The sequence below is a fragment of the Dysgonomonas sp. genome (assembly GCF_035323175.1).
Taxonomy (GTDB): domain Bacteria; phylum Bacteroidota; class Bacteroidia; order Bacteroidales; family Dysgonomonadaceae; genus Dysgonomonas.
Genome location: NZ_DAOKYH010000004.1, coordinates 239,237 through 261,402, shown reverse-complemented (window position 1 = coordinate 261,402; position 22,166 = coordinate 239,237). Strand labels below are relative to the sequence as shown.

Here is a 22,166-nt window from a genome sequence, read left to right as displayed (position 1 = left end):
ACTTAATACAAACTTTACAAAACTACGTTGATCATATATCAGATGTGCAATTGTTCTCTCATTATAAATATCCGATTGGTGCTTCTTTAAAGACAAGCTATACTTCCTCAGAAAAGAGGATTCACTTCAAAAGTGATAATTCTGTCTTCGAATTCTCCATTAAAGGAGCTAAACGTAATGGAGACAAATCCATTCTGTGTATTATATTGTTTAATATTAAAAGTAAGTTTTTTGCCTGTTGTAACATTATAACTTCCGATTGTGTTAACTCTTAGGTTGTCAGTTGTTTTTATATCCAGAAAACCCTTTGGGTCATTTATGTTTGTTATTATCCAATCACAATTACTTCGGATATAGATATTGTGTTTTCCTGTGAGGTTATATGTATAAACAGAAGCATGATCTACAAGCAGATTGTAAATATAGTGGCGAAGAAAGAGGCTTTTTGTTATCCAGAATCCTCCCTTATTAACGGTGAAATTCACTTTGGTAAGTTTTTCTTTAAAAGGATCTTCAGCAAGTTCTTCTGATGTTATTTTTGTTGGAACAATATTCAGCGTTTTTATGCCTAAAGAATTGCTTATTGTAGCCATATCCAGTCCCGGTTTTTCGGAGGACGGAGCAAATTCGAAATGAGCTTTCCCATCAAATGTCTCTCTTGTTATGGAAATGAGTGCGTCGACGGGTTCCCATTGGACTATAAATTGCTTTGGAAAAGGAGGGGCTGATTTAGAAATCCCGAAAATTAATTCCTCAATTTCATTTTGTCCCTCTGCATCTTTTATAACTAGACTGATTGCCCATTGGGTATTTTGAACTACTTCTACAACATATGTCAGACGTCCGGCATTCAGATGGATAAATCCGGATCGGGTATAACCTGTTGTATTTTCATCTAGAATTAGTGATACTTCTGTCGTCTCGCCGGTAGCTCCATTGGTCTTGTTTGTTTTCAACCATGTTATATTTGTATTGGCAGTGCCTACAACTTTGTCAATGCTCCAACCTGTCGGATAGTCTGATGTAATTGACAGAGTATTATCTTCACTGGTGGTGGTACGGGATTCTTTTGAAAAAAGGAATTTTCCCTGAGAAACAGTCAACAAATATTGACCGTCTGTTACAACATCCGACATATGAACTTCTTCCCAATCAAGTACTTCTGCTTTTATATTAACGGGAAGTGCTTTGAATGCCTCTTCGGGAGTAGTTAGCCCCGAACCACTGATTTCGTTAATATCTACTTTATAGTGATGGTTTCGAAGTAGAGCCAGATAAGTAATACTGGTTGAAGTTGTCTGAGCAAAGTCGATGCGATAATAAGTCGGGCTATTGTCATCTTTATAAATACCTCCGATGACCAGACATGTATTTTCTTGTAACGCGGAAGAACTTCCGGCAGAGGCTTCAAATGCATATATTTCGTTCAAACAAGCAATATCTTCTATTGTAATTGCCTGATTATCGTATACGAGTGGATTTTGTTCCGGATTTTCGGGTTTCTCTGCTCCATTGGGAATACTTGGTGCAATAACACTTTCTCCATTCCAATTATCTGATGCGGGAGTTATCCTTCCTTTATTATTATAATTGTAGAGGCGTATGCTTTTCAATTTAAAATTATTCTTAGCAATCTCTGTAGTCAGAGCTACGTCTATTTTCGACATCATGCGGACAAGGTTTATAGGAACTGAGTGGGATGTTTCACTAGCGATTGTTACAGAAGTCTTTTCTCCCCACAAAGGGATTGGCATATAGGTACCCGAAGATGCATCTGTATTCCACTTTGTATTATTAGTCACTATCAGTCTTTCTAAAACTGATTCTTTAGAGTTTCCCTCTTGAATATCATCAAGAATAGAGGTAAGTGCTGCTCTCGAGTTCGCTAGAATTACTATATCATACGTGCCTTCCGGTATTTTAACAGAGAACGTTTTTATACTATTATTGAATTCATTTTCCGTTATCTCATTGCAGTAAATAGGTTCTTTAGTATAGCCATGAGTATCAAAGAGCAATATCTCTATTGTTTTGATCTCATTTTCGTTAGGCTCATTTACTTCATCTTGTCGGGGGGGGCTATCGCTTGGTGTACGAATAGAGAAACTAATCATACCACGCTTTATCCCTTTATAAGAATCGTATCCTTCATTTTCATCCTTACAAGAAAGAAAAATAAATAATAAGCTAAGAGTAATCCATTTTAGCATTAGAGTCTTTTCTATCTTCATTTCCTGATACATTATTCTATTTTTGTAAAATTCATATAAACAATAATTAATCCCAGCTATCAACTACACAACGGATGGTGAAGGCGTTTTCCCTGCTATTCATTCGAGTGTCCGGAAATGCTCCCGCTAAGTTAAACCATAACCCAAATGAGTATATTTCCTCTGTAGATGAAGCCCAATATGCTCCACCCATTATTTCTTTTCCACCATTAACCAATTGCCCAGGCTCAACTTCAACTATAAGTGACTCTGTATAAAGATAATTATGATTTCTATTTGCACTCGCAGGGAAAAAGGGTGAGCCAGTATCCGATTTGTTCCATCCATGAGTGATAATAAAACTTCCATCCTCTTTATCAGACCTCAAATCATAGTTTGGCCCTGTATTGGAATAACTTGCTAACGGTTCGAACTCCGTAGAAGTAGGCATACGCCATTTTCGTCCCGGAGGAGCCCATCCTTTATCAGTCAAATATTTACAAATATCACCACGTCCTGTGACTTCGTCAGTTACTTCATAAAGGTATGCGCGGTCACGGAGAGTCTTTCCTGAAGGTGGAAAGCTTTGAATCTGCTCATTATCTCTTATATGTTCTATATCAAACCAAGATGCTCTGAAAGTTTCTCCTCCGGGTCCATAAAGAGGTGTCTGCATAGAATAGAGAGATTCAACAGGCGAAATACCATACAGGCTGCCCCATTTGAAATAAAGCCCCTGATAGTTTTGATGGGTAGTGGTATTTACATCCTTAAAAGTGAGATGTCCTTTTTCCTGATCATAATAAATATTACTTCCTGCCCAACCTAAGTGCATCGCCGGGTAATATCCGCTTGCTAGATTTAACTCTATCGAGATGTCATCAAAATTAGCTTCTAAGCTTTCAAAAACAATCTTTACTTTTCCTCCTGAAGTATTTGTATTGGCTACAGTAAAACTAAGTAGGTCTCCTAATTCAGTATTATTTCCCCCAAGTTCACCGGCGCGAAGATTATCAGAATAGCCCAGGTTAAGTAAAGCTCCAATTGCTCCCGAATCAAGCTCCTCTGTCACAGACTTAATCCTCCAGCCTGTGTTACTTTTAACTCGTAGCGAATATCTACTGCCATTAAGCATATAATAGTCTTTTGTTTCTACCACTACATTATAATGAATGTGGTGTAGATAAATATTTCGGGAGGCATAGCCCTTACCATTATACAGCGTAAAATTGATTTTTGAAATCTTATCAAGGAAAGGTTTTGCCGCTACTTCTTCATTGGTAAATGCCCGAGGCTTTATATTCAATGTATATGTACCTTCACCAGTAGGGTCAGAGATCGTAGTAAAACTTATGCCGGGTTTGTCTGAAGAATCATCGAAGTCGAAACCCTCATCACCTATATTCTCTATGCTAACTGAAACATCTGATGTTGTAGGTAGCCATTTTAGGGTAAATTGTTGTGCTTCCGGCTGAACGCCAACAGGACTAGAGAAAAAGGGTTCATTTACCGACAGGCCTAAAACATCCTTTATAATCAAATTTTTTCCTGTTTCTATGTCTTGTGTGATTTCAACAGCGGTTCTCAGGCGTCCGGCAACCAAGTGGATAAACCCTTTACGAGGATCAGACTGTTCATTTTCTTTCAAAATAATACTAACATCGGTTGTCGTACCTGCATCTCCATTTCGTATACTCAAGTCTAACCAATCACTTATTGTTTTACCCTCTTCATCAATTATTTTTTCAATTTTCCATCCTTCAGGATAATCGGTCGTTATCGATAATGCATTATCATCACTGTAGATAGCTCTTTCTTCACGAGAGAAGATATACTCCCGCTGTGATACGCCAAGCATATACTGTCCGTCGTAAACAATATCTGTTATTTTGGATTCATTCCAACTGATAATCTCCGATTCAATATTGAAAGTCGGATATTTGAACGCTTCTTCAGGACTTGTGTATCCGGCTCCGGCCAAAGCGGTTATATTTACTTTATAACAATGGTTTCGAAGTAATGGAAGGTAAGTAACAGTGGCTTCGGAGCTATTTGTAAAATCGATCCTGTAATAGGTTTCATTGCTGTCATTTTCGTAGATTCCACCAATTACCAGACAAGTGTTACTATGCAGATTAGACGAGCTTCCTGCCGGTGCCTCAAAAGTATAAATCTCACTAGTACAAGAAACTCCACTATTAATAGTTGAACCATCGTACAGAAGAGGGCTTTGTCCCGGATTTTCGGGTTTTATAGCTGAGGCAGGTATAGATGGAGCCACAACGGTATAATCATCTCCATCCCAATTGCTATCGAGAGGAGCAATATAGCCTTTATTGTTGTAATTGTAGAGACGTACACTTTTCAATTCGAATTTGTTCTTGGCATCATCAGTTGCGAGTGTTACATCTATTTTTGAAACCATGCGAAGCAATGTGAGCAGAATATTTGATGGCATAGCCGAAGTGACGGTAATACCTGAAATCTCTCCCCACATAGGAATTGCTATGTATTCATTCGAACCGGAATCTGTATTCCATTTTCCGGTATTATGGACTAACAATTTTTCCAGGACAGATGCTTTTGAATCTCCTGCATTAATATCATTCAATATACTTGTCAGGCTTTGGCGGGAATTGGCAAGGACAATCATATCATAGGTTCCTTCCAATACTTTTACCGTAAAGGTCTTGATCCGGATATTTTCAGGGTTGTCCGATATTGTATTACTATATATCGGATTTTTTATGTACTCCCCCGAGATACTATTAAAAAGTAATATTTCGATTGTTCTTACTTCGTTTTCATCAAATAGATCTAAAGCATAAGTTTTTGGAGTTTCTGCCCCGGGGACACGAACCGAAAAACTAACAGTTGTTTCTTTTCCTGTTTTGGAATAATTATAATCTTCGCGGTCATCCTTACAACCACAAATAAATATTGGTACGCAAATAAAAACCAATATTTTCAAAAATTTATTATTCCATCTGTTAATTACCATATTCGATATCATTGGTATATTTTATATATTATATATTATATAAGTTATTCGCTACATAACTTATTAAACGACTTTCTCTTTTATGTATACTCTTTATATTTAGCGATCTAAAAGAGTATGTTTAAAACACTTTTTTATCTTACATTTCCGGCTTAATCGGATTTTTGCCCCATGTAGGAAGCTTAATTTCAACAGAAGCCTGTTTATATTCAATCAATATCGGGATAACCGTTTCCCCTGTTGGGTCTATCTTTATATTATTTTCTATCATAAAATCCGCTAGGCTAAAGGCTGTAACCGTAGTTTGGTCTGACGTTTTTTTTATTATTATCTCTATTGAGGTATCCTCATCAAAAAGAGGAGTGTAGAAGCAACTCGCAGCTATTTGTTGTTCGTCAATGCTGTGAAATGTAGAAATGTCCCGATAAGGAATTGTCGCTTCTAAAGTCTGCATATCAAAGTTATAATGTGTAAAGATCTCTGCCAGTTCTATTGTTGGCGCGAGTAATTCGCCTCCGATAGATAAATCTTCGAGACCTGTAACAAACACCTCGATGGTAATATGTGCCGGACAGAAAGGAATAGTAGCTGTGGCCTCTCCTTTATCCGGAATAATTACTGTAAATTCTTGTGAAGAAGATAATTCATCTTGTATAGGCTGACCATAGTACAAAGGATCACCATTTACGAATAAAGCATCCACGTCCTCCCATAAAGAGTTATGAATAAAAGCATCTGTGAATGCGATATTATCGTCGGAGAGATTGAATTTTGTATTGTCAAACGAGTTAGCCCAGCAAACGATACGGTAGGTTCCAGGTGATAAATTCATCTGTGTTCCTGCAAAAACAGATAACGAAGTCTTATCAACAGATTCGGCACAAATAAAAGAGCCTGTCTGGTTAAACACAAAAACATCTACTTTATTTATCTTATCGGAAAAGATATCCCAACCGTCACCGTCCGTATAGCAAAACTTAAGAGTCAGGTTGTTCGTTTCAGATTCGATACATGCATCCATGTCTTCGCCGATACATCCACTCAAAAACAAAGCTGACAGCAACAGGCTAATATAGAATAGTTTCATGAGTTCTTTTTCTATTATATGTTTATATATTCACTTTATTTCTTTCAGGCTTGTTTGTATCGTAATTTCATTGAAAATGAATTTATTAGTTCTAAATTGAAAAAATCCGGCAGGAGAAAACAATCTATTTCTCCGCCGAATATTTAAGGGCTATTACAGCTCCGGTGTTATAGGTACCACTTTCCATTTAGCCAATGCAATGGTAACCTCTACTTCTATTTTGGCTTCATTAGGTGTTATCGCCAAATTTGACTCGTCAAATACGAGGTCACCGGCTCCGATATTGTAAATCTCTCCGCTTTTAATTACGGAGAGCGAAGTGCTGCCACTCTTAAATCCTCTTATCGTGATAAAACGAGTGCCTGAAATAGTAATGTTACTTTCCGGAGTTGTCTCTATTTCACTTAAGCGGATAATGATCCGAGGTATTTCACTGCCTGCCTGTCTTGCAAACAGGCTATATCTCCAGACATCATCATCGGCTAATGCTACAACCTTAGATGCTGACTCTAAAGGTGATGTGTAGTAATCATAAATAGCCGGAGTAAGGCTGGCCGGATATACAGTTGATCCGCCCACAAAATCGCCTGAGGTAGTACCGTTATCTTGAAGATTTACCATTTCTAAAGTCGAATTGATAGTTGCCTGAGAATAATAATTGTCGATAAAAATGCCATCTACTTTAAAACTAGTGATCACTCCCGATGCAGTAATATCAGTCAGCTCGATACGTGCAACAGTAGGACGTAAATTAATTGCACAAGTGTACTTATTGGGTTCTGTAGGTCCTACGGAAACAATTGTGTTTGTTCCATATAGGTTCACGTTTTCAATATCGTGCTGACTTGCCACAGTCAGTACTTTATTAGTTACTGCAGAAATATTACCCGAAGTAATAAGAGATGGACTTCCTGTATAATTACCAACTACATGCACACTTGACACACCTCCGGGAAGGTTCTCTATAGTTGTTCCATCTTGTATATCTGAAAAATTAATGTTCGTTTCACTGGTAGCATTTACTGTAAGAGTATAATGTTTTAGTATCATCCCGTCAGAGTTCACAAAGTATATAATTCCGCCGGAAAAGTCAATATCTGCGTTATCTACTACAGTTGGGCCAGTACCATAAGTTGCAATATCTCCATTACTTATTTTCAGAAAGAGGCTTTTGGGTTCATTATTCTCCTCTCCGCCTGTTGCATCGTCGTTGGAGCAACTAGTAAAGCCTAGAAACAGGCTTACTGCTAAAAATGTCAAATACCTAAATTTTGTTTTCATCTTACTTTAAATTAATTAATAATCAGATTTATTTTTCTGTATTCTCAAAGTCATTCATTATTCTTATTGAGTATTATTCTTTTAGTTTTGTCAATAATTGTTTCAAATTTTCGACGGCATCTTTATTTCCCAGATGACTTGCTTTTGTGAAATAAGCTTCTGCCTGATCTGTGTCTCCCTCCAGCATACTAATTATTCCTCGGTTATTTAGAGCTGCTGATGTATTCCCTGCTTTTTCCAAAAAGATTTTTGCCTCATCAACCTTCGATCTACTGATCATAACTGCCGCTGCATTATTATTTGCAATAGAGTCTTCTGAAAAACAATAGTTCTGATCTGCGGGGTTGTTATTTAGTTTGTAATCAATCAGGCATTCTACCCGGCGGAGTGAGGAAAATACATCAGAAAGAGATTTGTGATACATTTTATTGCGAGATAATTCAAGCAGTTTTCTATCACAATCTTGATCTATGGCTATTGTACTAATAAGTTCCAACAATTTGCCTTTATGTGGTACTTCTTCTTTTTTTAGCATTCGAATCAGACCGTCCCAGTCTTGAGAAACCGAGGAGATGCTAAATATATCTGCATGTAAGTTGAATAGGCTGGTTAAATGATCCTTTAATGCTTCTGCCCGTTGTATGGCGATGCGAGCATTGTTGTAAAAGTTTCCGTCAGGAGATGTGTACCCGATAATGTGTATAGCTTGTAACTCAATTGAAGGATTCTCTTGAATCATGCGGACTTTCTCTTCTAAAGAATTCAATTTCTGAAAATTGTTCTCGTACTCGGATAGAATAGTAACATTTCCTTGCTTAAATCTTAATAGATATTGGGCGTCTTTTTGTTCTTCAGGTTTGTCTGGTGATATAAAACTTGGAATATATATTACTTCGCAATTCTCCTGTTTAGCTGTAGCGACTGAATATTTCTGTTTGTATATAGTCAGTATCTTTTTCCCCCGATAGCCTTCTATTCCTTGTAGCAATACCAAAGAGGTTGAATCCATCCATGCTTGGTAGGGCATCTTTACAAGATAGTTGATAAGGGTATCTCTTTTAATATCGATAGGTACATAATTTTTCATGTTCGCCTTTTCAAACCGAGAAAAGACTTTCTTCTTATTTTTTCCTATAATATTTATTTTCGGCAGAATGAAAACTGAATCGCCGGCTTGTAGAATAGGTTTGATCTCCAGTTTTTGACTCGTTTCTACAGCCCCTTTACCTATTTTTACCGAGTAATTAATAACCAAACTGTCGTTTTCTCTTTCAATATCTCCTACTTCAAGTTCAACAATGCCCTGACAGTATATAGCCAGGCTGGTCAAAATAAAGAGATGAAGAACAACGAGTCGTTTTATTATATGCATAAATTAAATTTGTTTTTTCTTTAATATTCTATTTGATAATGTAGATCAATGATATTCCGGCTTTGGTAGGTCCAAAATAATGATCCTTTTTCTCATCTATTTTTTTACCGCAGGTATGACATTCATAACGGCTGTAATCCAAATACAAGTAGCCAAATCCGAAAGTAGCCTCAAAATTCCACCGGGGGGAAAGAATCCATTGATACCCATAAGACACCCCTAAGCCATAAGCATCACCACGGTGGCGATAATCATTCAGGCCGGGCAGTATATTTAATGGAAGCTTTATGTTCCCTACATTGAAGTTGCTGTAAAGCAGATGCACTCCCAAGAAATGTCCATTATAAGGTTCGTAAATCCAGTAGCGTATTTCAGGCTGGACTGAGATATGCTTGAACTTCCGGTTGTCCGAAAACGTCCACGGATTATAACTTAACGACAAGTCGAATGTCAGGTAATCTGACAATTTTATTTCGCCTCCCAGATTCATCGTAGTAGTCAGGTTATAAAGAAGATTGGTTTTAATTGCCAGATAGGGCAAAGAAGGAGGTGCTGCTCCAAATTCTTTGTAGTTGGATTCCTGACAATGAATCTTTACAAAGGCTGAATTAAGTAGTATTATTATCAATAATAGTATTGGTCTATACATATCGATTATTCGTTTTTAGATTTCTAGTTTTCGATAAAAAGAGTCAACTTGAAGTACAACATCTTTTTTCTTAAAGTTTATAAAAAGAAGTCTCTAGAGTATATAAGACTAAAGCTGTGGTTCTTAATGCTTATAGGGACAAAAATATGTCTGATTCTTAAAACAAGTGTTAATAATTTGGGCTTTTAGTTTAACAATTAAGGTCATGTTACATTTTTTTGCAACGTATTTCGGAGGGGTTTTGTCCCAGATGCTTTTTGCAAAATCGGGAAAACTGGGAGATGGCAACAAAGTTGTTTTCGGCTGCAATCTGTTTGAACGGTTTATTACTTGTTAGTATCTCATTCTGTATATGTTGAGCTCTACCGAGTAGCATCCATTTATATGGAGAAGTTTTGAAAATATCCTTGAATTTAAGAGTAAAGGCTTTGGTTGCCATATTCATTGATCGTGCTAATTCTCCTACAGTTCTGTGCTTTTTCCAGTTGAGCCGTATATATTCGGAGAATGCAGTATCACCACTTAATACCAGATACAGAAAATCATGGATTTCTTCTTTTGTGTAATAAGCTCGAAGCGTTAAGAAAAACTCCTGTATTTTCAACTCAAAGAATTGGACACATCGTTGTCCATCACTCAGGCTATCTCTCACACCATATATTAAATACCATACTCGGGGATTCATTTGTAAGAGAGACAGGTGCTCTGTATGTGGCTTGTACTGATTTTTTGGATCTATGTTTTTAATATTATTCAGTTTTTCAACGGGGAAGGTAGTACAAAGTTTCATTGGTTTATGTATCCTGAATATAACTATAATACAGTCACTCAGCGCTTCATAAAAGAAATGTCCTCCTGCGGCCAGAAAGACTACTTCTCCTTTAGTTGCTATATATTCCGGAAATCCTTTGAAAATAAAACGTAGCTTCCCTTCAAGGAAAAAAACAATTTCGTTTGTATTGATGGAAATCGATTCTTTCTCTTCCGCACTTATATTAAGTTCTTCGATAATTGGTTTCGTAGAATGACTATAATTAAAACAGCTCACATGTTCTTTTGAATACAATAAATTCATCTCATTTTGATCTTTAGATTAAAAATTTGGTTTTCGGTTTATTCATTATATGCGCAGAAACAAACTAGATATGAAATTCCCTCTCTTTGGACAAGATTATCCGAAACATATCTACTTTACAGACATGTTATAAAGCTGATTTTACAAAAATTGATAATGAATATTCTCTTATTGTCAATATGTTCGTTTAAAATTTTACCATCAAATAACATTTAACAATGAAAAAGACAATAGTAAGAAATCACTAACTCACAATAGGTATATTTATATTCTGTTTTGAATCAATTATTTATATCAGGATGTATTGCATACAAAGATAAATTGGGAATAGTTTAAAAATGGAGGAACTTGGAAGGGCCTTTTTTCTATTTGACAGACAAGAGACCAGGGAATGCAGAAAAACAGGAAAAAAAGCAGAAGCTATTTAACAAATCTGCAAAAATGGTGTTTTTGTACTGAATTTTTCAGTAAACCGATGTGTTTTAAACAAGGAAGAAGAAATTAGTTTTTAACTATTGCATTATGATTTATTTGGAAAGCTATCATAAATGACTTTGTTTCTACGATAGTTAAATCAGAGATTGAAGATATCAATACAATTAATTAAAATCGAATTGAATATAATTGTTGATATAATGAAGATAAAAAATAATAACTATTCCAGCACCTGCTCTATTATAGCTCTCTGTTCTTCAAAATACAAAGTGCGATGCACACTATCACTTTTTGTTATTAATGTTGAATAGTTCTGTAAAGAATCGATCCAGACTTTAGTTTGATTGCAAATTGCAGGATTAGACGACTCTATTCCATTAATTGAGAAAACCCTAAAATGCGCCATTTCAAAGTTATCACTTTCAAAATGCGTATAAGAAGCATCAAAATGTATATTTGCCAGATATATATATACCTCTCTGCCGGTTGTATATTTGCCCGCTTTGGCCGTGTCTTCTATTGTTTTAAGTATCCCTAATAAATCGCGCTTTAATATAGCCTTCTCTTCTGTCCGAATCAATTCCAATTCATAAAATAATGCAATATCCTCCGCAAAATTTTTGAAGAGATCACGCGCTAATATAAATGAGGCCACTTTTACACATTGGTTTTCTTCCCTGAAACGGCGCTGAATATTCAATATGTCTTTAGGAATTTTATATTCTGAAAATGTGACTTTATAATTTATTGCCCCAACCAGATATAACCATTTATATAAATGAAATTTTGATAGTACTTCTCTGTCTATAAAAAAAGAATAAGGCATTATGTTATATGCAGAACGAAGTCTTGATTGATCCGAGTTCTTCATTTTTTCAAAAACATGAACATAATCGGACAATCTATCGTAATAATTGCAAGCTGGATCATTTACATTGATAAGCTTGATATTGAAGGAGGCTTTTCTTATGCTTGTTTTCTGATAAAGATTATCTAAAGATATATTAAGAGCTTTTGACACTTCTATGGCTTCACTTAAGGAGAAATTTACATGTCCGTTTAATCGGCGATAAATAGCTTCCTTACCCAAAGGTAGAATCTGGGCAATCCGACTATTAATAGTGCTATTACTTTCTCCTGCTAATGACTCTTTTATTGCCTCTATAAAAATATTTCTCATGATCTATAAAATTAAGTATAATAACGATTAAAATATCTCAAAGATAAGGGTCTGACGGACAAATAAAGAGGAACAACACAGGGAATAAGCAATAGTCTATGTCCGTTTTAATAAAAAAATGTCGATATAAAGGAAAAAGTCCTTCTCAAAGAGGGTATAAAGACAAAAGAGAGCTTTTAGGATCTATCTCTCGGTTTAGTCAGATAATATTAAATATAAAATTCATTTCAGGATTTTACTTATATCCTTATGTTGATCCCTAAAGAACTGCTTCCGGAACAAGGCATTACTCAATGTGATCCGGGTTGAATTGTGAAGGAGTGATTCTAACAATCTTTTTTGCTTTTCACATATTCTATTATTATTCGAACGAATACCATTGATTGTAAATAATCTAAAATGAGCGATTTCCATATCTTCACTCTCATAATAAATATAAGAAGTGTCAAAATGTATATGGGATAGGAAGATTTCTATTTGTTTCCCTGTAATCTTACTGATTCCGGTGACAGTCATTTCTTCTAAATCGTTAAGAAAAATAAGTATTTCATCTTTTAGTAATTCTTTCTCTTCTGCTGAGATTAATTTCATACTATAAAACTGAGCAATGTCTTCAGCAACATAAATGAGTAGTCTTTTGTTTAAAATATATTGAAAACTGTCCAACTTTCTCATGGCTTTAAGCCATTCATTTTGCATTGTTTTAATCTCATTTGAAATCTTATAGTCCGAAAGAGCTCCAATATTAGGTGATGGGGATATTTGATATATATATTTATAAAGCTGAAATTTGGTTATCATCCCGTACTCTAATAAGAACGAGTACGGGATACTGTTAAACGCTGCTTTTAAAGAAATCTTTTTGTCTTTTTGAAAGTTTTCGAGATGAGACTTCTGCCTTTCTAGTATTTCAATAAAACCGTTTAACGGAAAAGAATCATTGATTAAATCCAGATCGAAAGGTATTTTATTTATGTTCCTATTGTCAATAAGATTATCGATTGATAAGTTTAATCGATTTGCAACGATAGACATCTCGGGCATTGTAAATGGTATTTCACCTCTGATCCGGCGATAAACAGCCTCTCTACCAATAGGAAGAATATCTATCAGAAAGGTTGCAAGATGCTGATTATCCGGCATTGACTGTTTTATGACTTTAATAAAATCTATGACTATAGGATGCTCGTTGTTCATGTAATATTTATTTTTTAGAAGCGTATTTGCTACAAAAATAAAAGATACGGAGTATTTATTATGTATAAAAATCTATTTTTTCCCACACAGAAGCAAAGATTTAAAAAACGGCATCGTTTCAATAATGCAAAATAAAACAAAATAAATAGCTTATTATCAGTATTTTTATGTATCGTGAATTATTTATTTTGCTGTTGTACGTCCTCTCCACAGACAAGCACATAGTAATACAGAGATTATAGCCGCTGCAATCCAGAAATAGCGGATAGACGAAAAATCATAAGCCGCTATTCCATTTACAATTGTTTTGCTTTCACCGATTAAACGCCCGCTGAGTATATCCTGTACACCCGCACCTATATAGCTGGCAATGCCTATAACCCCCAATGCAGCTCCAGAGGCTTTCTTGGGAGCAATATCGACCGCCATTAATCCTCCCTGATAACAGATCAACACACCGATAGATAAACCGAACAGTATCATGCTGAAAATATCAATGGCAAAATACCCTTTAGGAACAAAGACAAACAATGTGATAGCAATGGTGTTGCAGATACCGAATATCAGGGCAGGAATATTTCTATTGCCTTTAAATAATTTATCGGAGAGAACCCCTGACAAGACAGTACCGATTATACCGCAGACGGAAGATACGGCAATAATACTGCTGGCCTGGACAGAAGTGTATGACTTTTCATTCTCTAAAAAGAAGATCCCCCAACTATTAATCGCATAACGGCTGATATACATACACGCACTTGACAGTGCCAGTATCCAGATAAGTGGGTTTTTCAGGACTTCAAGCTGTGTTGCCCCTACCGATTTGTTTATTTCTTTGGCGGGCATAACGGATGTAAGGCCTTTGCTTGTCGGACTGTCATGCAGAAAGAATAGGATAATTGTAGCTCCTATCAGCCCGGCGATTCCCGCCGCTTCAAATCCCCACCGCCATCCGGCAATACTGACCACAAAAGCTGTAGCTATAAAAGTCAATGCTTCACCGATATTGTGGCTGGCAGACCAGAACCCATAGTATGAACCCCGTTCTTTGTCGGTGAACCATCTCGATAATCCGACCACACTTGCCGGAGCACCCATACTCTGTGCCCAGCCGTTTACTCCCCAAAGGATAACAAAAGCCCAGAAGGAATGAGAAAATCCCAGTGTGATATTCACTAAAGCCGAGATCAGTAATCCGATAGCCATAAACCGTTTGATATTTATCCTGTCTGCCATAAAGCCATTGGCAAACTTACCTGCTGCATACGTAAAGAAAAGTGCAGAGCCTACTATCCCTAACTCATTTTCAGTTAGAATACCACCATCTACCAACGGCTTTTTGACCACACTCAGGCTAAGCCTGCAAACATAATATAAACCATAACCGATAGTTGCTGAAAGAAAAACCGACCATTGCAGCTTTTTGAGGTGTTTTTTATCTTCTGCCAATTTTTCTTTTGAAGGAAGAGGTGAAAAGAACTTCATTATTTTTTTAATCATGCAGACCTCGCTTTCTCAAATAATCCAGCATTTGCATTGGGCGGTCTGTCTGAAGTATTCGAGCTCCCAGCTCATCGATCAGGTATCCCCAATTCTTATCTGGGTCTATAACTGCCCTGTCATCACTATAGCCACCGCAAAGTGAAGGCCAGAGTGAATTGATCCAAATCACAGAAGAAGTATTCTGCAACTTCTCCTTAATATGCAATAACAACTCCTTATCCTCCTGTTCAAAAACAATTTCATAGAAAGGGTATTGCCTATCCAGCAAAGCATTTAATGCCTCTATGGATAAATCCTTATCTAAATTGACAACAGGCATAAATACCATCTGTCCCAAAGCTTCTCCATATTGATCTTCAAGCTCTGTATATGGTTTGTCCGATTTAATAATAACCTGATGAATTGTCCCCGTTCTTTTAAGAATTTCGTAGACATCATCGAAGTATTGATCTGCCTTATCGAGATTGACTATAATCTTATCTTTAGTTGTAAGCATAGCCTGTTCCAATGTCGGTACTTTATATTCAGAAACCCTTCCCAACCCGTTTTTGAGATAGAATCCTGTTATTTCTTCCAGAGTATAATCACCGGGCATTCCTTTTCCATTGGTTGTGCGGTCTATCTTCTTATCGTGCATCAATATCAGATGCCCGTCTTTTGTTCTGGCAATATCAATTTCAACAATATCGGCTCCCATTTGGATGCAGCCCTCAATAGCCTCTATTGAATTTTCCGAATAATTCCGCCAGTCGCCACGATGTGATGCCACCATTACCTTCGGTTGTGTGTTCTGTGCCATCAACAGTGACTTGCATACAGCCAACAATACATAAAATAATATATGTCTCTTTAGGTTTTTCATACGTTTTATATTTTTTGTTTACAATTATATGGACCGAATACGGATTTAATCCTGTAATTGGTATTGTTGTCATCAAGTATATAGACAAAATACTTATTGCCACCGGGAAACACCCGTATGACAATATGTCCCTGTGTACTTTTCATTTGGTCTGTTAAATCTCCTATGACAACCTTAGCCGCCTTATGGAGATTTGTTGAGAATACATCCCTCTTATCTGGATACAATTGTTTTGATAACATCCGGTATAGTGTCGTATGATTAGGGTGCAAGGCATCACTAGCCATAATTACAAATACATTTGGCTGAAGAGTAGAGATAAATGTGTCGTTTGTGGCATCATTATTTCCATGATGGTTGACAACACAAACATCAACCTGTCCGATAACTGGAGCCATTTGTGATTCTACATCATGCCAGAGGCTTCTTCCCGGTCTTGGATACCCTGAAATATCACCACCTGTATAATAAGAGAAATCACCATAGCTTATTTTTATGGCACAACTCAATGTGTTTTCACGAGGTTTATCATAGGTTTCAACTGTCCCCATATCTGGAAATAAATGCCGTGTGGATATACCTTTACCTGTCCATAAGTCACCATTGGCATAAATATTTTGTATGCTAAAACCGGATGCATAGGATATTGTATCGTATAAAAGGTTGAACTGGTTGTCATATCCAGGTTTAAACCGTTCCAGTGTAAAATGGCGGGAAGTGTTTTTCTGAAAAGCTAGGTAATTATTTACTATCTTATCCCGGTCATCAATTAACCAGGTATAATCAGGAAAAGCCCGGTCAACGAGTTTGCCAATTTCCATATGCTCGGCAATTGTGATAATTCCCGTTTCATAATATTTGCCCGAACTGTTCTTAGTTTTGAATACTCCCCCCATATGATCGCTGTGAAAATGGGTGATCAGAGCATAATCCAGTTTCGGATTATTGGGGGCAAAATGAGCTGTATATTTCAGAATCCATTCCGCCGGAGATTTGGAGCCGTTGGGTACAGCAGGTACATGACGGATATTATCCGGATTATTTTCGCCCGCATCGATCAGCATTGTGGTTCCATCTGGCAGTATGAAAAATGTGCATTCTCCACATCCAGTATTAATATGATGGATATCCATATATCTCTTTTGCCAGAGAGGAAATGTTTCTCCGATTTCCTGTGAGAAACTCAGCGTAGAAAAGAAACAAGACAAGAATATAAAATGAATCTTTTTCATCTTCAGAAATGTGTTAGAACCTGCTCTCTGTAAAAGTGAGAGCAGGTGAATTTTACTTGTCTTATTTTAATATCCAGGATTTTGAGGAAATTTATCGGTATCATTCCTTAAAATGATTTCGCTGTTAGGAATCGGGTATAAAAGGTCGGTTTGCTTAATTGTAATCCCGATTTTAGCGATAGCATCGATAGCATCGCCTGTACGCAACAGGTCGAACCAGCGTTGCATTTCCATCGGGAACTCAAGCCTTCGCTCCAGTAACACAGCTCGGCGGAATATTTCCTGATCCGGTAAGTCCGATACCATATACCCTCCTTGTGCAAAAGAACGTGTCCTTACCTCGTTCAACGCTTTGAGTGCAGGGCTGTTTGACGAACTGTTATAATCTACTTCATTTAATGCTTCCGCATACATCAGAAGTACATCAGACCATCGTAATACAGGAGTATGGTATCCGTATTGACCTAAAGTACTTTGGATATCGGCATACTTTACCAACAGATTGTTGTCGGTATTGGTTCCTCTTATATTACGCATCAAGTCTATACGCCTGTCGCCGGGATCATACAACTTATCCGGACTGCTGTTTTTAAAGACCTCGTTTATATCCGCCTGATTGGAATAATAAGCCAATGCTCCGCGTCCTTCAGAGGTTATTTCCTTATTAAAGAGTACGGCAAATAAAATCTCCTTGTTCATTGTCTGAGGTTTCCAGCCTGTATAACTTCTAAAGTCATTGGCACTGCTACCGGGAGCAGGCGCAGTGCTGAAAACATCTGTAATGTCGGGTAATAAGCTATAAGTATTTGAATTATCGGTATTGATAAGTTCGCCTAATGTCGTTGCAGCCTGATCCCATTTTCTTTGCTGTAAAAAGACTTTCCCTAACAGTGCTTTCGAAGCCAGACAGGTGGTGCGACCCAAATTATTTCCGGAAAATTTTTTAGGCAGGTTATCCGGATTAGATGCAAATTGCAAATCTGATTCGATCTGACTGTATATTTCGGCTGTGCTATTGCGTCCGTATTTGGCTGCTTCACTGGTAGTGACAGGAGTCACTAACAAGGGGGCCTCTGCCCAAAACCTGACAATATTAAAATAACACAATGCTCTTAGAAAACGGGCTTCTGCTTCATATTGTTGTTTTAGTTCAGGATTTGAAACTACTGATATATGGTAAATGACATTGTTGCATCTATATATTGTCTCATAAATTTTACTCCATACTTTTCTGAAAATCTGATTGTCCGACTGAGCCGTAAATATCTTGATACTGTGCTCCCTACCTGCATTACTTCCTACATTGGCAAAAGATGATAAGTCATCGGAGCGTACATCGGTCATCAATACCATATAATCCTTATAGTATTCTGTAGACTGTAAACTGGCATAAGCTGCGGTCAGGGCATACTCGATATCCTTATCGTTTTTATAGAAATTTCCGGTAGTGCCGATATTTGAGTTAGGTGATAAATCCAAAAAATCGCTGCATCCCGATACCATAATTGTCAGAATCGTTATAATTGATTTTAATATTATTTTTTTCATAATTCATCTTTTTTCTTTAGAAATTAAGGTTTAAACCAAATACAATACTTTTTGCTAACGGATATGTTCCATAGTCTACTCCCTGCATAATAGGGGAGGAATTGGCACTGACTTCGGGGTTATATCCGCTATACTTTGTGAAAGTAAAAGGGTTGAATGCAGAAAGATACGTTCTGAGATTACTTACTCCGAACCGTGAGGTAATTTTCTTGGGTAAGGTAATTCCCAGCGTTATTTCCCTGATACGTATAAAAGAACCGTCTTCTATATGCCAGGTTGATATGACCGAATTCATACCCGAAGCACTACGATTGGCTCTGTAAACCTGTCCACTTCCTGTGTTTTCTTCCGATATCCAACGATCCAAAGCAACCGATAATTGATTCGCATTACCCTCCATATTGGCCAGATAACGACGGTTGATATTGGCGATCTCATTACCCTGTACTCCCTGTAAAGAAAGGCTGAAATCAAACATATTGTATTTTAAAGAAGTAGAATAGCCATAAGTAAAGTCAGGCATATAATTTCCGGTAATTGCCTTGTCATCGGCATTAATTGTATCATCGTTTCCTAACTTTTTGAAACGGAAATCTCCGGGCTTGGCATTGGGTACAATTATTCCATTGGCAATATCAGCATCAATTTCAGCCTGATTCTTATACACACCATCTGTTACATAGGTGTAATAGTTGCCGATAGGTTCACCGACTTTAGTGATAAAGTCAATTACACTATTAGCTTGTGTAACCATCTGTGAAGGACCTCCCAAAGAGATTACCTTGTTGCTGTTGGCTGAATAGTTAAAACTGTTTATCCATGTGACTTTCCCTATTTTGTGATTGGTGGATACAGTCAGCTCTATGCCTTTATTACTTAGTTTTCCTATATTTTGTAATACTGAGGAAAAACCCGAATATTCAAGTACTGGTACTTCCAGTAACATGTCGGTGGTAGTTCCTTTATAGATATCCACCTCTAAATTCAGACATTTGAATAAACCCAGTTCAACACCCAGATTGACCTGAGATGTTTTTTCCCAACCGATGTCAGGGCTTCCTGCTGTTTTTTCATACATTCCGATACCAGCTGTATTTCCAAAAACGTAATTATCGCCGCTTAAAGTAGCGAAAGACGCATAGTTTCCAATGCTCATATTGCCTGTCACTCCCCAACTGCCTCTTAATTTAAGGTTGGATAACCAGCTTATGGGTTTCATAAATTCCTCGTCACTTATATACCATGCACCTGATAAAGATGGGAAATACCCCCATCTGTTATTCTTCCCGAACCGTGAAGAGCCATCGCTGCGGATGGCTGCCGAAAACAGATACCTACTATCATAATTGTACTGGACACGGGCTATACCCGATAAAAGAGACCATTCTTCGAATGACGAATCATAATTAGTGGCTGTTGCCGTGTTAGGAATCGTACCCAATAAGTCGTTAAATGGAAGGTCTTTTGCCGTAATACGATTAGCCTCTGCCTGATATTTCTGCGCTGTCCAGCCTGCTAGAGCGTCAAAGCGGTGCTTACCCAGCTTTTTCTTATACATAAGCGTATTTTCCCATAGCCAGGTATATTTATTCTTCATGCGGGATGTCGCTGTCGGGTTGGACGGTGGCGTCCGGTTGGTAGCGTCGGGCAATGCCGCAGGCCTGTAATAAGAACGTACAAAGTTATTGTAATTCCAGCTACCTTGTGTTTTAACAGTTAACCCTTTAGTGATCTCATACTGTACATAGCCTGTGGCAAGCATCTGTAAAGCTGTCATCCGATCATCTATAAGTGTGGCGATAGCAACAGGATTTAATATTTTGGACTGTCCGTACCCTAGATTGTTATGGTCAAAGTTAAAACTGCCGTCGGTATTGTATACAGGATAAATAGGCGCGGCACCCAAAGCTGCAGAGAGCACCCCGTCATCGCCATAACGTCCTTCTGAGTTCACCAGATCGAATACGTTTCTACTAATATTAATATTACCTCCGAATTTGAACTTATTGTAATCGGAATCCAGCTTCGTGCGGAATCCCATTTTGGTAAAATTAGAACCGATGACTACTCCTTCTTCATTTCGGTAGCTTCCCGAAACCATGTATTTGGTGGTTTTATTCCCTCCTGCCACAGATAGATTGTGTTTGTGGATAATACCGGTACGCAGAATGGCATCTTGCCAGTCGGTATTGGTTAAGCCTTGTTCACCCCTGACATAAGGTAGGACTTCGGGAGGCATCATCCACGGTTGGTTCGTATTTATAGTTCCTGATTTGAGGTTGCTCCAGCGTTCTTCATTCGTAGCCCAGGGATCAAACAGATGTTCTTTACCTGCACTGATCAACTGATCTCTGTAAGTGTTATTATGTCCGTCAAATACTAATTGTGAATATTCATAGGCATCCAGTACATCGATTTTGTTGTTTATGGATTGTACTCCGAAATACCCGTCATATCTGACCACAGGCTTTCCTTCCTTCCCTGATTTGGTGGTGATGATAACTACACCGTTACTTCCTCTGGAACCATATATAGCAGCAGCAGAAGCATCTTTGAGTACTTCAATAGATTCAATATCATTCATTTCTATCGATGACAACGGGCTGACTGTCATAGCCGCACCGTTTGCGACATCATCAGCCAAAGGCATACCGTCGACAACATATAAAGGTGAGCTGCCGGCGGTAACAGTACCCACACCGCGTACTTTTACACTAAAGCCAGCACCCGGGGTTCCATTAGTCTGGGCAACTTGTACCCCTGCCATCCTTCCGGCAAGAGCCTGTTCTATGTTCGATACAGGCATATCGACAATATCTGATGCCCGAACCGAAGATATGGAAGTTGTAACATCCCTTTTACGCTGAACGCCATAACCGACGACAACAACCTCTTCTAAGAGTGCATTGTTTTCCTGAAGTATAATCTGAATATCCGTCTTATCTCCAATTGAAATTTCCTGCGTTATAAAACCGATATATGAAATAACGAGAACGCCTTTAGTTGGTACTTGGATATTAAATTTGCCATCAACGTCAGTAATAGTACCTGTCTTTTCTCCTTTAACTGTTACCGATGCGCCGATAATAGGCTCTAAGTTTATATCGGTAATGATTCCGGTTAAAGTTTTTCGAGAAGGTTTTACAGGATCAGCTGTCTCAGTTTTCTTTTTAATAACGGATATCGTTTTTTCTTTGACAACAAAAGTTAATCCGGTTTTTTCGGTGAGTTTCTTAAGAACTTGTTGTAAATTTTCATTTGAGAAGCCGACATTTACAGCCGGGATATTCTCAAGGGCACTTTCGTCATAGAAAAATGAGAAACCCGATTGCTGTTCTATTTTATCAAATACAATGACAATAGGTTCATTTTTAAAACTTAAGGAAATAGATCCATTTTTGGTTTGCTGTGCCTGTGTGGGTGGGCATATACTACAAAATAGAATCAGCAGCAGTGATAAAAATTTACATTTTGGTAAAGTTTTTATCGTGGATGTTAGATAAAAATTCATATTTTTACTATGTTTTGATAATT

General features: G+C 37.4%; 14 protein-coding genes. All 14 read right to left on the bottom strand.

The features are described 5' to 3' along the window. Nucleotides 1–107 precede the first annotated feature (107 nt). On the bottom strand, nucleotides 108–2,231 hold the full coding sequence (locus PKC55_RS07945) for a fimbrial protein (protein WP_291127454.1): 2,124 nt from the start codon (nucleotides 2,229–2,231) through the stop codon (nucleotides 108–110). A 46-nt stretch (nucleotides 2,232–2,277) separates the two neighbouring features. Next, nucleotides 2,278–5,223 carry a hypothetical protein gene (locus PKC55_RS07940; RefSeq protein WP_308601561.1) on the bottom strand — a complete coding sequence of 982 codons (2,946 nt, stop codon included), beginning with the start codon at nucleotides 5,221–5,223 and terminating at the stop codon, nucleotides 2,278–2,280. A gap of 127 nt (nucleotides 5,224–5,350) precedes the next feature. Further along, nucleotides 5,351–6,298: a FimB/Mfa2 family fimbrial subunit gene (locus tag PKC55_RS07935; protein WP_324372551.1), complete on the bottom strand. Its 948-nt coding sequence runs from the start codon at nucleotides 6,296–6,298 to the stop codon at nucleotides 5,351–5,353. A 153-nt stretch (nucleotides 6,299–6,451) separates the two neighbouring features. After that, a complete protein-coding gene (locus PKC55_RS07930) occupies nucleotides 6,452–7,579 on the bottom strand; it encodes a hypothetical protein (RefSeq protein ID WP_291127460.1) in 1,128 nt (375 codons plus the stop codon). Between the two features lie 73 nt (nucleotides 7,580–7,652). Then, on the bottom strand, nucleotides 7,653–8,951 hold the full coding sequence (locus PKC55_RS07925) for a DUF3868 domain-containing protein (protein ID WP_291127463.1): 1,299 nt from the start codon (nucleotides 8,949–8,951) through the stop codon (nucleotides 7,653–7,655). Between the two features lie 28 nt (nucleotides 8,952–8,979). After that, nucleotides 8,980–9,600, bottom strand: coding sequence for a DUF3575 domain-containing protein (locus tag PKC55_RS07920; RefSeq protein ID WP_291127466.1), 621 nt, complete (start codon nucleotides 9,598–9,600; stop codon nucleotides 8,980–8,982). A gap of 208 nt (nucleotides 9,601–9,808) precedes the next feature. Further along, a complete protein-coding gene (locus PKC55_RS07915) occupies nucleotides 9,809–10,675 on the bottom strand; it encodes a helix-turn-helix transcriptional regulator (RefSeq protein WP_291127469.1) in 867 nt (288 codons plus the stop codon). Between the two features lie 655 nt (nucleotides 10,676–11,330). Next, entirely contained in the window at nucleotides 11,331–12,290 is a 960-nt protein-coding gene (locus PKC55_RS07910) for a hypothetical protein (protein ID WP_291127473.1), read from the bottom strand. 222 nt (nucleotides 12,291–12,512) lie between these two features. Further along, nucleotides 12,513–13,487: a helix-turn-helix domain-containing protein gene (locus PKC55_RS07905; RefSeq protein WP_291127476.1), complete on the bottom strand. Its 975-nt coding sequence runs from the start codon at nucleotides 13,485–13,487 to the stop codon at nucleotides 12,513–12,515. 183 nt (nucleotides 13,488–13,670) lie between these two features. Beyond that, the gene (locus PKC55_RS07900; RefSeq protein ID WP_308601566.1) at nucleotides 13,671–14,987 is read right to left on the bottom strand and encodes an MFS transporter; all 1,317 of its coding nucleotides are present in this window, start codon (nucleotides 14,985–14,987) and stop codon (nucleotides 13,671–13,673) included. Then, entirely contained in the window at nucleotides 14,980–15,852 is an 873-nt protein-coding gene (locus tag PKC55_RS07895; RefSeq protein ID WP_291127485.1) for a glycerophosphodiester phosphodiesterase family protein, read from the bottom strand. The genes PKC55_RS07900 and PKC55_RS07895 overlap by 8 nt, the downstream gene beginning before the upstream one ends. A gap of 5 nt (nucleotides 15,853–15,857) precedes the next feature. After that, nucleotides 15,858–17,084 carry a ComEC/Rec2 family competence protein gene (locus PKC55_RS07890; protein ID WP_291127487.1) on the bottom strand — a complete coding sequence of 409 codons (1,227 nt, stop codon included), beginning with the start codon at nucleotides 17,082–17,084 and terminating at the stop codon, nucleotides 15,858–15,860. Nucleotides 17,085–17,150: 66 nt separating this feature from the next. Next, complete coding sequence (locus PKC55_RS07885) at nucleotides 17,151–18,632, bottom strand: RagB/SusD family nutrient uptake outer membrane protein (protein ID WP_291127490.1); 1,482 nt, start codon at nucleotides 18,630–18,632, stop codon at nucleotides 17,151–17,153. A gap of 16 nt (nucleotides 18,633–18,648) precedes the next feature. Continuing rightward, nucleotides 18,649–22,143, bottom strand: a complete 3,495-nt coding sequence (locus PKC55_RS07880) for a TonB-dependent receptor (protein ID WP_291127492.1) — start codon at nucleotides 22,141–22,143, stop codon at nucleotides 18,649–18,651. Nucleotides 22,144–22,166 lie beyond the last annotated feature (23 nt).

What these genes read in the sequence shown, in the direction of transcription:
- PKC55_RS07945 (WP_291127454.1), bottom strand. Translation starts at nt 2,231, where the DNA reads ATGAAGATAGAAAAGACTCTAATGCTAAAATGGATTACTCTTAGCTTA.
- PKC55_RS07940 (WP_308601561.1), bottom strand. Translation starts at nt 5,223, where the DNA reads ATGATATCGAATATGGTAATTAACAGATGGAATAATAAATTTTTGAAA.
- PKC55_RS07935 (WP_324372551.1), bottom strand. Translation starts at nt 6,298, where the DNA reads ATGAAACTATTCTATATTAGCCTGTTGCTGTCAGCTTTGTTTTTGAGT.
- PKC55_RS07930 (WP_291127460.1), bottom strand. Translation starts at nt 7,579, where the DNA reads ATGAAAACAAAATTTAGGTATTTGACATTTTTAGCAGTAAGCCTGTTT.
- PKC55_RS07925 (WP_291127463.1), bottom strand. Translation starts at nt 8,951, where the DNA reads ATGCATATAATAAAACGACTCGTTGTTCTTCATCTCTTTATTTTGACC.
- PKC55_RS07920 (WP_291127466.1), bottom strand. Translation starts at nt 9,600, where the DNA reads ATGTATAGACCAATACTATTATTGATAATAATACTACTTAATTCAGCC.
- PKC55_RS07915 (WP_291127469.1), bottom strand. Translation starts at nt 10,675, where the DNA reads ATGAATTTATTGTATTCAAAAGAACATGTGAGCTGTTTTAATTATAGT.
- PKC55_RS07910 (WP_291127473.1), bottom strand. Translation starts at nt 12,290, where the DNA reads ATGAGAAATATTTTTATAGAGGCAATAAAAGAGTCATTAGCAGGAGAA.
- PKC55_RS07905 (WP_291127476.1), bottom strand. Translation starts at nt 13,487, where the DNA reads ATGAACAACGAGCATCCTATAGTCATAGATTTTATTAAAGTCATAAAA.
- PKC55_RS07900 (WP_308601566.1), bottom strand. Translation starts at nt 14,987, where the DNA reads ATGATTAAAAAAATAATGAAGTTCTTTTCACCTCTTCCTTCAAAAGAA.
- PKC55_RS07895 (WP_291127485.1), bottom strand. Translation starts at nt 15,852, where the DNA reads ATGAAAAACCTAAAGAGACATATATTATTTTATGTATTGTTGGCTGTA.
- PKC55_RS07890 (WP_291127487.1), bottom strand. Translation starts at nt 17,084, where the DNA reads ATGAAAAAGATTCATTTTATATTCTTGTCTTGTTTCTTTTCTACGCTG.
- PKC55_RS07885 (WP_291127490.1), bottom strand. Translation starts at nt 18,632, where the DNA reads ATGAAAAAAATAATATTAAAATCAATTATAACGATTCTGACAATTATG.
- PKC55_RS07880 (WP_291127492.1), bottom strand. Translation starts at nt 22,143, where the DNA reads ATGAATTTTTATCTAACATCCACGATAAAAACTTTACCAAAATGTAAA.